The organism is Flavobacterium franklandianum, assembly GCF_007097365.1.
In the GTDB taxonomy this organism is placed as follows: domain Bacteria; phylum Bacteroidota; class Bacteroidia; order Flavobacteriales; family Flavobacteriaceae; genus Flavobacterium; species Flavobacterium franklandianum.
On sequence record NZ_VJZR01000009.1, the window covers coordinates 119,575 to 131,774 of the forward strand.

10 protein-coding genes are annotated in these 12,200 nt (G+C 33.0%); 1 reads left to right on the top strand and 9 read right to left on the bottom strand.

The annotated features are described in order from the left end of the window. Positions 1-32 precede the first annotated feature (32 nt). The 7 genes from FNW17_RS11190 to galK all read right to left on the bottom strand — a co-directional run bounded on the left by FNW17_RS11190 (position 33) and on the right by galK (position 7,608). A complete protein-coding gene (locus tag FNW17_RS11190; protein WP_143389513.1) occupies positions 33-332 on the bottom strand; it encodes a hypothetical protein in 300 nt (99 codons plus the stop codon). A gap of 41 nt (positions 333-373) precedes the next feature. Next, a complete protein-coding gene (gene era / locus FNW17_RS11195) occupies positions 374-1,255 on the bottom strand; it encodes a GTPase Era (protein WP_143389512.1) in 882 nt (293 codons plus the stop codon). Between the two features lie 148 nt (positions 1,256-1,403). After that, the gene (locus FNW17_RS11200) at positions 1,404-2,468 is read right to left on the bottom strand and encodes an aldose epimerase family protein (protein ID WP_144071672.1); all 1,065 of its coding nucleotides are present in this window, start codon (positions 2,466-2,468) and stop codon (positions 1,404-1,406) included. A 137-nt stretch (positions 2,469-2,605) separates the two neighbouring features. Continuing rightward, on the bottom strand, positions 2,606-4,294 hold the full coding sequence (locus FNW17_RS11205) for a sodium/sugar symporter (protein WP_143389511.1): 1,689 nt from the start codon (positions 4,292-4,294) through the stop codon (positions 2,606-2,608). Positions 4,295-4,366: 72 nt separating this feature from the next. After that, positions 4,367-5,383 (bottom strand): UDP-glucose 4-epimerase GalE, encoded by a 1,017-nt coding sequence (galE, locus tag FNW17_RS11210; protein ID WP_143389510.1) that lies wholly within the window; start codon positions 5,381-5,383, stop codon positions 4,367-4,369. A 3-nt stretch (positions 5,384-5,386) separates the two neighbouring features. Further along, positions 5,387-6,436: a UDP-glucose--hexose-1-phosphate uridylyltransferase gene (locus FNW17_RS11215; RefSeq protein WP_143389509.1), complete on the bottom strand. Its 1,050-nt coding sequence runs from the start codon at positions 6,434-6,436 to the stop codon at positions 5,387-5,389. 5 nt (positions 6,437-6,441) lie between these two features. Then, complete coding sequence (gene galK / locus FNW17_RS11220) at positions 6,442-7,608, bottom strand: galactokinase (protein ID WP_144071682.1); 1,167 nt, start codon at positions 7,606-7,608, stop codon at positions 6,442-6,444. Between the two features lie 327 nt (positions 7,609-7,935). Here galK and FNW17_RS11225 point away from each other — a divergent pair, with 327 nt between their 5' ends. After that, a complete protein-coding gene (locus FNW17_RS11225) occupies positions 7,936-8,934 on the top strand; it encodes a GntR family transcriptional regulator (protein WP_143389508.1) in 999 nt (332 codons plus the stop codon). Between the two features lie 27 nt (positions 8,935-8,961). On the opposite strand, the gene FNW17_RS11230 is transcribed toward FNW17_RS11225, so the two are convergent. After that, positions 8,962-10,245: a UDP-N-acetylmuramoyl-tripeptide--D-alanyl-D-alanine ligase gene (locus FNW17_RS11230; RefSeq protein WP_144071673.1), complete on the bottom strand. Its 1,284-nt coding sequence runs from the start codon at positions 10,243-10,245 to the stop codon at positions 8,962-8,964. A 64-nt stretch (positions 10,246-10,309) separates the two neighbouring features. Next, the gene (gene gldJ / locus FNW17_RS11235) at positions 10,310-12,004 is read right to left on the bottom strand and encodes a gliding motility lipoprotein GldJ (RefSeq protein ID WP_143389506.1); all 1,695 of its coding nucleotides are present in this window, start codon (positions 12,002-12,004) and stop codon (positions 10,310-10,312) included. Between the last annotated feature and the right edge of the window lie 196 nt (positions 12,005-12,200).

Consider the following 12,200-nt stretch of genomic DNA (forward strand, 5'->3'; position numbering starts at 1 on the left):
TATTTTGGAACAATGCAAAAAACCCAATAGGCTTAAACACGATACTTCGAACGTAATTTTACCATAACCTCTTCATTGTCAAAAACTCTTCCTGACTGAATGTCTTCCTCACTTTTTTGAAGTTTTTGCAATAAAACTTCTTCTGGAAAAAGCAATTCTGTGATTTTTTTTATTTCTTGAGAGGTAAAGTTATTCTCTTTTAATTTGCGATAATACGTAGCATTTTTCAAATTCAAGTTTTGAATGAAATATTCCGCCTTGTAATAGGATTTGCTCACTAAATCAGGTAAACTAGAAACGTAATTATCATATTCTTCTACTAATTGTATCATAATATGAGATTTTTTAATGGAAAAATATTTGGAGTCATAACCTACTGATTATACCCAAACCTTTTCAACATATTAGCATTGCTTCTCCAGTTTTTATTGACTTTTACAACCAATTCGATGTGAATTTGTTTTCCGAAAAATTTCTCTAAATCGGCGCGAGATTCCATTCCTACTTGTTTCAAAGCTGCTCCTTTGTGGCCAATGATGATTCCCTTTTGAGTTTCGCGTTCCACCATAATCAGGGAACGAATTCGGATGATGTTTTCGTCTTCGAAAAATTCTTCGGTTACGATTTCGACAGCATATGGAATTTCTTTACTGTAATTCAACAAGATTTTCTCGCGAATGGTTTCGTTTACGAAGAAACGTTCCGGTTTGTCGGTCAATTGATCTTTTGGATAATACGCTGGTGATTCTGGCAACAATTCGATTATTCTTTGGAAAACTTCGGGAACGTTGAAGTTTTGCAAAGCGGATATTGGATAAATCTCGGCATTGGGAACTTTCTCCGTCCAGAAGGCAACTTGGGTTTCTAATTGTTCTTGATTGGAATTATCAATTTTGTTCAACAACAACAAAACTGGAATGGTAGAATGGATAATTTTATTGAAAAAAGCTTCGTCTTTGAGTTCTTGTTCGCCAATTTCGACCATATAAATCAAGATATCGGCATCTTCAAACGCAGATTTTACAAAGTTCATCATCGATTCCTGCATTTCGTAAGCGGGTTTGATGATGCCTGGCGTATCAGACAAAATCAATTGAAAATCTTCGCCGTTTACTATACCCAAAATTCTATGTCGGGTGGTTTGTGCTTTTGATGTGATGATGGATAATCTTTCGCCAACGAAGGCATTCATCAAAGTGGATTTCCCCACGTTTGGATTTCCTATGATATTTACAAAACCTGCTTTATGTGCCATAACATTATTTTTATAATTATAAAAAAGCCACTCTTTTCAGAATGGCTTTTTCAATTGCTATTCGTAAAGAATATCAACCCGATAGGTTGTTTTTCGGCTACAAATGTACAATGGATTCTACTATTTACAACATAAAATCTATGCTACTTTATTTGACTTCAAATTTATAAAATGTAGTTTGGATATAAGTATCATTAGGATTCAATACTGTACACGGGAAATCTTCGTGGTTTGGAGAATCTGGAAAATGCTGTGTTTCAAGACAAAAACCTGAACGAGTTGGATAGGATTTTGCCTCTTTTCCGTTTTTTATATTCAAATAATTACCCGAATAAAATTGCACCCCGGGTTCTGTAGTAAATACGTGCAACTGAATCCCTGTCGAAGCTTCTGAAACAGTTGCTGCGTGGCTTAACGCATCGCTTTCTTTATTTAATACCCAATTATGATCGTATCCAATTCCTTGAATTAATTCAACATAATCGTCATTGATACGTTCTCCAATTTTGTGAGCAATTCTAAAATCCATTGGAGTGTTTAACACGCTACGGATTTCTCCTGTTGGAATTGCACCAGCATCGGTTGGTGTAAAATAATCAGCATTTAGACTCAAATCGTGAGAAGTTATTGTTCCTTCACCAGCTCCTTTCAAATTGAAATAAGCGTGATTTGTAAGATTAAGAACTGTTTTAGCATCTGTTACTGCACTATATTCTATTTTTATTTCATTGTCATTGGTCAAAGTATAGATTACTTTTACCTGTAAATTTCCTGGATACCCTTCCTCACCATCCATTGAAAGATAGTTTAATTCAAGGGATTCTTCTGCCATTTCATTCAAAAAGGCAGAGGCTTTCCAAACCACTTTATCGAAGCCTTTCTGCCCACCGTGAAGAGCATTTGGATCATTGTTTACAAATAATGAATACTCTTTAGCGTCTAAAATAAATTTTCCGTTGGCAATTCTGTTGGCATAACGCCCGGCAACAGCTCCCATATAATAGTCGTCTTTTTGATAATCATCTATTGAATCATAACCTAAAATAACGTCTATGCCAGATGTACCTACTGGAATAATAAAAGACACTATTCGTGCGCCAAAATTGGTGATTTGACAAATAAATCCGTTCTTGTTTTTTAAACAAAAAAGAGAAACTTCTTGATTATCGATTATTTTATTGAATTTTTCTACAGGTAGAATTATATTTTTCATGTTTATTTTTTTAACTATGTCTTTCAAATAGCATTATGAATCTTGCAATATGCAATAAAAAAAACTTCAGAGATTATAATCACTCCGAAGTTTTTTTATTAAATTATACAAACTAATTTCATTAGTTATAGATTATTCTACCAGAAAATTGAATATAAAGCAACTAGAACTCCACAGATAATTAGTGATCCAGCTAAAAAGGCATTATTTACCTTGAACATAGAGGAATCTATTTCTAATCCTTTAGATTTTACGCCACGTTTATCGTCAATTAAACTAATAATAACCATAACAGCCACACAGATTACGAATACAAATCCCATACGATCTAAAAATGGAATTTCATAAATACTTGTTCCATCTTCTTGAGGAACTAAAGCAGAAAAACCCGTTGAATGTAAAAATTCTAAATTCATCATTTTAGGCAAGAACTTAAATATGACTGACAAAATAAAACCTCCAATAGTGGCAAACATAGCGGCATTTGAACTTGTTTTTTTCCAAAAGAACCCTAGTATAAACATCGCAAAAATACCTGGACTTACAAATCCGGTGTACTCCTGAATAAATTCAAAACCACCTTTTTTATCAATTCCTAAGTGCGGAGCAATAACAACTGCTAATAGCATGGCAACAATAACGGCTATTTTACCCACTTGAACCATTTTCTTTTCACTAGCATCTATATCAATTTTTTTCTTATAAATATCCAATGTAAAAATAGTTGAGATGCTGTTTACTTTTCCTGCCAGAGAGGCTACAACTGCTGCAGTAAGCGCTGCAAATGACAATCCTTTTAAACCAACTGGCAATAAATTTAACAAAACAGGATAAGAACGATCTGGGTTCAAGACACCATCAGGCCCAAGCATTTCTGTTTGCAAACCTCCTTTTGTATATATTACATAAGCTGCAATTCCGGGTAAAACTACTATAACAGGCATCAATAGTTTCAAAAATGCAGCAAATAAAATACCGCTTCTTGCCGTTTTCAAATCAGCTCCTAACGCTCTCTGAGTAATGTATTGGTTACAACCCCAATAATTTAAATTTACAATCCACATTCCTCCAAGCAATACGGTAAGTCCTGGTAAACTTGGAAAGTTTGGGCTGTCTTTTTCAAATATCATGTGAAAGTGATCACCTGATTGATCCATCATATAGTTAAATCCTTGAACCATTCCGTGTTGCCCATTTAATTCAGCTACTTTATCTAACGCTAAATAGGTAGTCACTAAACCTCCAAAAATCAAGAAGACTACTTGAATAACATCGGTGTAACCAATAACTTTCATCCCTCCTAACGAAATAATAATGGCAAAAAATGCTAATCCATACATACACAAATCAAGGTTGATTCCAGAAATTCCGTTAATTGCTAATGCACCAAGGTAAAGTATAGAGGTTAAATTTACAATTACATACAATAACAACCAGAAAACAGCCATAATCATGGCGATATCACCGTTGTATCTTTGATGAAGAAATTGAGGCATCGTGTATATTTTATTCTTTAGATAAACAGGAATAAAAAATACCGCTACAATAATCAAGGTTAAGGCTGCCATCCATTCATAGGTTGCAATAGCTAAACCCATTTTAAATCCATTTCCAGACATAGCAATAAATTGCTCCGAAGAAATGTTTGAAGCAATTAGGGATGTTCCAATAGCCCACCAAGTTAGTGATCCTTCAGCTAAAAAGTAATCATGAGAAGCAGTATGAGAAGCAGTTTGTTTTCGTTTGTATATCCAATAGCCATAGCCAGATACTATAAAAAAGTAAACAAGAAAGACTAAGTAGTCTGCAGTTTGTAATGTATTCATAATTTTTTGTTTTGTTGGTTTTTAATTTTGGTTAATCCTATAAATATTTATACTAATAAATTCTCTTACAGCTTATTTTGATCTAACTTTTTGTTCCCATTTCCAAGCACTTTCCATTGCCTCATCTAAAGAGGATTCTGTTTTCCATCCCAGCACTTCATTTGCTTTGTTAGTACTTGCATAAGCCATTGTTACATCGCCTTCTCTTCTGTCAACAATTTTGTAAGGAAAAAGCTTCGTGCTTACTTTTTCAAAACTTGCAATTACTTCTAAAACCGAACTTCCAACTCCCGTTCCAAGGTTAAAAATTTCAATTTTTTCTTCATTTTTATTTTCCAATAATCTTTGTAAAGCCACTACATGAGCTTTTGCTAAATCGACAACGTGAATGTAATCGCGAATGCAAGTACCATCTACTGTTGGGTAATCGTTTCCGTACACCATCAATTCTTTACGCAACCCAACACCTGTTTGAGTTATGAATGGCACCAAATTTTGCGGAACTCCAATGGGCAATTCACCAATTTCAGCAGAAGGATGTGACCCAATTGGATTAAAATAGCGAAGCAATATAGCATTAATATTGCTAACTTTAGAAACATCTGTAATGATTTCTTCTCCTATTTGTTTTGTGTTTCCGTAGGGAGACATTGCTGGTTTGATTGGTGCATTTTCGTCAATTGGCATGACATCGGCCTGACCGTAAACCGTACAAGAGGAACTAAAAATAAATTGAGCCTTCTCTTTTTTCTCTAATTCTTGAAGTATATAAACCAAAGATGAGATGTTATTTTCATAATACAAGAGTGGGTTAGTAACGCTTTCGCCAACCGCTTTTGAAGCAGCAAAATGAATCACACCACTAATATCCTGATGCCTTAGAAAAAAATCTTGAACAGAAATTTTTTCTCTTAAATCTAATTTTTCGAAAATGGGTTCTTTACCTGTAATGGAGACAATACCCTTTAAAACCGATACAGAAGAGTTAGAAAGATTATCAATTATAACCACTTCGAAACCTTTATTTTGCAATTCAACAACTGTATGTGAACCAATAAATCCAAGGCCTCCTGTTACTAATATCTTCATTTTTTATTTGCTTTTATAATGTATATTAGATAAATCTCTTAACATTTGTGCACTTTTTTCGGCAGTGATGTCCCGTTGAGATTCTCCCATCATTTCGTATCCTACCATAAATTTTTTAACCGATGCCGATCGCAATAATGGCGGATAAAAGTGCATATGAAACAACCATTCTGGATGCTCGATTCCGTCTGTTGGCGCCTGATGAATTCCAGACGAATAAGGGAAAGAAGTTTCAAAAAGATTGTCGTATTTAGCAGTCAATTGCTTTAAAATTAAGGCATAATCTGTTACTTCTGCTGTATTAAAATCGGTTATTTTAGTCACATGACGTTTGCAAACGATCAAAGTTTCAAAAGGCCAAATTGCCCAAAAAGGAACCAAAGCCACAAAATGTTCGTTTTCGATTACTATTCGTTCTTTGGCTTCTATTTCTTTTTCTAGGTAATCTAAAAGTAAGTTGCTTCCGTTTTTATCAAAATAATTTTTTAAACTATTTTGTGTTTTTTCGATTTGTGTGGGCAATGAAGACTGCGCCCAAATTTGACCGTGTGGATGTGGATTACTACATCCCATCACACTTCCTTTGTTTTCGAAAATTTGTACGTAATTGATATAATCTACATTTCCTAAATCGGTATATTCTTTTTGCCAAGTTCGAATAATTTCTTCTATAGTTGGCAAATCCATTTCTGGCAATGTAATATTATGTTTTGGCGAAAAACAGACCACTCTAGAAATGCCTCTTTCGGGTTTGGCTTTGAAAAAAGTTGCCTCATTGCTCTCTTCGAACTCAATTTCTTCCTGCTTTAAAGCTGCAAAATCATTTTCGAACACAAAAGAACTTGTGTATAGTGGATTTACCTCACCATTGGCACGAACGTTTCCTGGACACAAATAACATTCTGGATCGTATTCTGGCCTTCCCTCATTGGCAACGGTTTCTTTTTGGCCTTGCCAAGGACGTTTGGCGCGGTGGGGAGAAACTAAAACCCATTCATTAATAAGTGGATTAAAACGTCTGTGTGGATCTTCGTATATATCAAATTTTTTCATTTTAATTAATTTTTATACAATGATGTTCCGTTAGACACTTTTACATCATAAATTTTCAAATCTATATTAAATTTTTCAGTGTATAATTTGGTGAATCTTTCTTTTATTACTGCTTCACTTCCTTTTTTTACTAAAGTGATAGTACATCCTCCAAACCCACCTCCCATTAATCGAGAGCCAATTACATCCTCTTCAGCCTTGGCCAAATCAACAAGATAATCTAACTCAGCACAGCTTACTTCATAATCTTTTGATAATCCCTCGTGGGTTTCAAACATCAATTTTCCTAATGTTTGAATATCACCTTTGTCAAGTGCTTCACAAGCTTGAATTACCCGTTTGATTTCTTTTACGGCATACAAACTTCTTTTAAAAACATTGTCAGACATTTTAGCTTTTAAAGTCATCAAATGATCTACCTCGCAGTCACGGAAACTTTCAATTTCAGGATAATTTTCTTTGATGATACATAATCCTTCGTTACATTCGATGCGTCTATTATTGTATTCGGAGGTGAATAATGAATGTTTTACGTTACTATCAAATAATATTAAAGAGTAATCAACAAAATTTGCGTCGTGATAGGTATAATCTAATGTGCGGCAATCAATTTTTATAACTTTATTTTCTAATCCCATTACGCTAGAAAATTGATCCATAATGCCACAATTGATGCCTACCCAATGCTCTGCACTTTGTCCCATCAATGCAATATCAATAGATTTTATTCCCAAATTGAACATTTCATTGATGCCAAATAAGAAACCACATTCTAAAGCCGCCGAGGAAGACAAGCCAGAACCCGTGGGGATATTACTGCTAAACGAACAATTAAAACCGCTTATTTCGAAACCTTTCAGTCTCAATTGAAACAATACGCCCCGCAAATAATTAGTCCAAACCACTTCGCTTAATACGGCTTCTTTTGTCACATCGATTTCAACAGATTCATTCAAATCAACAGCATAAATGTTGGCAATATTTGAGTTGTTTTTTTCAAAAGCGAAACAAATAATTTTATCTATAGCTGCTGGCAAAACGTATCCGTCATTATAATCGATATGTTCTCCAATAATGTTTATTCTTCCTGGAGACAAAATCACTTTATCAGCTTCTGAATTAAACGTTTTCCGAAAAAAATCTTTAGTGTGTTTAATTAAAATCTCATTCATCATTTTATGTATTATATTAAATGGTAAAAAACCATTGTGAATATCTAGATTAAATCTATAGTTTTTAAATCTGTTTTTGAACTAAATATTTTATTTGAATTGAAAAGAAAAAAGCCCTCATTTTAAAGTATTTTAGAAAACCAATTAAGTGATTTTCCGTATTTAAATCAAATAATTTCATAATATAAATAGGCTGAAAATGTAAAATGTGTTTTATTTACATTTATTTATCATTGAATATGAAAAAACAAATTTAAAATAATTATTTACTTTTACATACCAGTACCTACTAGTTTGTTTCTTAAATTGCAAAAAATATTATATTTAATGAAATTCATACAAATTCAGCATAACAAGGGTATTCCCAAATACAAACAAATAATCTTATCTATTGAAAAAACAATAGAAGAAGGGAACCTAAAAAAAGATGAAAAATTACCCTCGATAAACAAAGTTCGCCTTGAGTTTTCTTTGTCACGCGATACCGTTTTACAAGCCTATGAAGAGCTTAAAAAAAGGGGTATAATTTACTCAATTCTTGGCAAGGGATACTATGTAAAAAGCACTGAAATCAACATAAAACATCGAGTTTTTTTACTTTTCGACGAACTAAATAGTTTTAAAGAAGACTTATACAATTCTTTCCTAGTCAATGTTGGAAAAGGCATTCAGGTTGATATTTTCTTTCATCATTTTAATTCTAAAGTTTTTCAAAAACTAATCGATGATAGTAATGGCAATTACACCAAATACATTATAATGCCTACAAATTTAGTTGCCGCAGCAACAGCGATAAAAACCCTACCAGTAAACGAAGTTTATATTTTAGACCAAACAAATCCAGAATTATTATCCTTTCCAGCAATATATCAAAACCATCAAAAAGACATCTACAATTGCTTATCACTTGGTAAAAACAAATTAAACAAATACCAAAATCTCATCTTAATATTTCCTGGATTCCGTGAACCATTTGGAATGAGAATTGGATTTGAAGAGTTTTGCAACGATTTTAAATTCAAACATGAGGTAATTACAGAATTTAAAAATAGAGCCATAAAAAAAGGAGAAGTATATATCATTCCAAATGATAGAGATTTAGTACAAGTTATTGAAAAGTCTAAAATTCAAAATCTAAAAATAGGAGAAGACTTTGGTGTAATTTCATATAACGAAACGCCTTTAAAAAAAATTGTCGAAAACGGAATAACTACTATTTCAACAAATTTCGAGCTGATGGGGAAAATTCTGGCTCAAATGATTTTAAAAAATCAAAAAGATCAAATAGAAAACAAATGCCACTTAATCCTTAGAAATTCATTATAAAATTTAGTGTTTTAATTTAACACCGCGTTACAAAAATTGAAGCGTTCTCTCTAACGCCATTCCTCTGGAACCTTTTATTAGAATTGAACTGTTTTCAATTTTTACCCTATTTAAATATTCAGAAAAAGCATCGAAGGTTTCAAAAAAACAAAAATTCGTGTTGTTTATTCGATGGCAATAAAATTCTTTTCCAACTAAGTAAAAAGTAACCTCTTTACTCCTTAAAAGCATATTAATAATAGCTTTATGTTCTTGTGCACTTTGGGTTCCTAACTCAAACATATCACCCAAAATCATCACTTTGTTTGTATCCTCTAACTGTAAAAAATTCTCGATTGCTACTGCCATACTACTTGGATTGGCATTATAAGCATCTAGAATAATTCGATTTGTTCCTTTTGACATCATCTGAGAACGGTTATTTTCGGGAATATAACTCTCTAATGCATCTTTTATTGCCTCATCATCAACTTCAAAATATTTTCCGATAGTCAAAGCTGCATTGATATTACTAGCATTAAAAAGCCCTATCATATGTGTTTTAATTGAAAAATTCGCAAAATGAATTTCCACAAATGGATTAGCTATAATAGAACCTATAGAAACATCTCCATACTTTTTATTCAGACCAAAGGAATAAGCATTCAAATTTTTTGTTTTTTCTACCTGAATAGGGTCGTCTAGATTGATAAAAACCGATTTCTTGTTTTGAGCAAGATATTCATACATCTCACTTTTTCCTTCAATAACACCTTCCACCCCACCAAAACCCTCTAAATGAGCTTTGCCAAAATTGGTAATATAACCATAATCTGGCTGTGCTAATTCACAAAGAAATTCTATTTCTTTTTTATGATTGGCTCCCATTTCTACAATACCTACTTCAGTAGTGCTGTCAAAAGACAACAAGGTCAAAGGCACTCCAATATGATTGTTAAAATTTCCTACAGTTGCTTTTGTATTGAATTTTTTAGAAAGCACCACATGTATCAATTCCTTAGTTGTCGTTTTTCCGTTGCTTCCAGTTAGTGCAATTATGGGTAGTTTTAAATACTTACGATGGTATTTTGCCAGTTCTTGCAATGTAGATAAACTATTTTCAACCAAAACTGTTCTTTGGTCGATAAAATAATTTTCATTGTCAATTATTACATAGGAAGCTCCTTTTTCGAGTGCCTCATTTGCAAAAGTATTGGCATCAAAATTTTCGCCTTTTATAGCAACAAATAAGGAATTCGGTTCGATTTTTCTTGTATCAATTGAAACTGAACTACACTTTAAAAACAAGCTATGAATGTTTGATATATCCATACGGAAATGGTTTTAAACGATAAAAGCCCTAATCAAAGGGCTTTTACTAATATTATAAATGAATTTAATTTCTTGCAGATTTTCTTTTTTCAGATTTAGCACCAACTCTAGACATTGCACATCTAAAACCAATATAATCTGTGGCCATATCTTGAGGGAAATACCTTCTTTGTGCTGGGTCTAACCAATACGCTCTGTCTCTCCAAGAACCACCTTTATAAACTCTTACATTGTCATCAATCAAAGTTGTTCTTTTATTGTTTTTGTCGTATTTTCTAACCATATTTCCTAAACTATCTGTCGTAACATTGTGTTTAGGCGAATTATACATACCCATATCCGCTCCTTTTTTGCTGTCAGTCTCTGAATCAGCAAAATTAAAATATCTTGACGATTGCTTGTCACCATCTCTGTAATTGGTGTTGTCACTTTTATCAAAATTTTGTCTCAAATAGGTTTCATTTTCATCAACTGGAACTTGAGCAATTTGTCCAGGAAAACTAGTTGCCACTTTTTTACCATTGCTTAAAGTTGCATACTGAATACTATCTTTCCCAATTATGCTTATTTTACCATCTTTACCAATTTTGTTTTTGGTATATTGATTTCCTCTAAAATAGTTAAAATCATTGGCTTCATTATCTATAATTGGTCTGTAAACATCCATAACCCATTCCGCTACATTCCCAGCCATATCATATAAGCCAAAATCATTTGCGGGATATTTTTTTACATTATTAGTAATATCAGCTCCATCATCTGACCATCCTGCTATACCTCCATAATCACCATTGCCTTGTTTGAAATTGGCCAATTGATCTCCTTTGGTTTGTCTTTTTCCAGAACGGGTATAACTACCTGACCAAGGATATTTTTTTTGTCCTTTGTAGATGTTGTATTCTCTTTGTCCTACATCGGCAGCAGCTGCATATTCCCATTCTGCCTCGGTAGGAAGTCTGTATTCTGGGAGTAGAATTCCTGAGGAACGTTGTGCATAAATATTTATTGGTGCAATAACTTTACCGTCTTTCCCAGCTTTTGGTTGTCTAATACCCCCTTTTTTATCTGCATATTTTCCAGGCAAAACAATTTCTGCGTTTCCACCATAAGTTGATGTTGGAGATTTCAAATAGGTTTCTGTATCAAAATTGCTGTCAGCAGCTACGTCTAAAGTTTTGGCATTCTTTTTTAGGTAGCCGTTTTTTTCAAGTAACGCTTCATTTACACGGTTTGTTCTCCATTTAGAAAATTCGACTGCTTGAATCCAGTTTACACCCACAACAGGATATTGTGCATATGAAGGATGTCTTAAATAATTATTAGTCATCGTTTCATTATACCCCAATCTGTCTCTCCAAACTAAAGTGTCTGGTGAAGCTCCTTCATAAATATTTTTGTAGTTTGCTTCGGTTGGCGGGAAAACCTTTTTGGTCCAATCTAAATATTCTAAATACATAGCATTGGTAACTTCTGTTTCGTCCATATAAAAGGATTGAACGTGTTGTTGAGTAGGAGAGTTATTCCAATCGTGCATAACATCGTCCTCTACTTTACCCATTGTAAAAGTTCCTCCTTCGACAAAAACTAATCCTGGACCAGCTTCTTGTTTCTTATTTAAACCTCCTTTTTTGCTGTCAACATTCCAACCTGTTCCTTGTGAGGTGTTTTTTGAGCTAGATTTTTTACTACAACTAGCAAAACTAACAATCAAAATCATTGATAATATCAAACGTAAGGCCATAATTTTGTTTACTTTCATACTTTTTAATATGTGATAATTTTTGTGGTGCAATATAATAATTAACCATTAAAATGCAACAACATTTTTTTATTTTATAAAACGATTCGTGCTTTCTACATTGAAAACACAAATCTAAAACGCAAATTTATACTATTTATTATTAAAATTACATGAAATGATATAATTTTACTGCCAATACTATTTTATTAAATGT

Excerpts from the sequence above, each read along its gene's own strand:
- era (WP_143389512.1), bottom strand. The coding sequence starts at position 1,255 with ATGGCACATAAAGCAGGTTTTGTAAATATCATAGGAAATCCAAACGTG.
- gldJ (WP_143389506.1), bottom strand. The coding sequence starts at position 12,004 with ATGAAAGTAAACAAAATTATGGCCTTACGTTTGATATTATCAATGATT.
- FNW17_RS11200 (WP_144071672.1), bottom strand. The coding sequence starts at position 2,468 with ATGAAAAATATAATTCTACCTGTAGAAAAATTCAATAAAATAATCGAT.
- FNW17_RS11230 (WP_144071673.1), bottom strand. The coding sequence starts at position 10,245 with ATGGATATATCAAACATTCATAGCTTGTTTTTAAAGTGTAGTTCAGTT.
- FNW17_RS11190 (WP_143389513.1), bottom strand. The coding sequence starts at position 332 with ATGATACAATTAGTAGAAGAATATGATAATTACGTTTCTAGTTTACCT.
- FNW17_RS11205 (WP_143389511.1), bottom strand. The coding sequence starts at position 4,294 with ATGAATACATTACAAACTGCAGACTACTTAGTCTTTCTTGTTTACTTT.
- galK (WP_144071682.1), bottom strand. The coding sequence starts at position 7,608 with ATGAATGAGATTTTAATTAAACACACTAAAGATTTTTTTCGGAAAACG.
- galE (WP_143389510.1), bottom strand. The coding sequence starts at position 5,383 with ATGAAGATATTAGTAACAGGAGGCCTTGGATTTATTGGTTCACATACA.
- FNW17_RS11215 (WP_143389509.1), bottom strand. The coding sequence starts at position 6,436 with ATGAAAAAATTTGATATATACGAAGATCCACACAGACGTTTTAATCCA.
- FNW17_RS11225 (WP_143389508.1), top strand. The coding sequence starts at position 7,936 with ATGAAATTCATACAAATTCAGCATAACAAGGGTATTCCCAAATACAAA.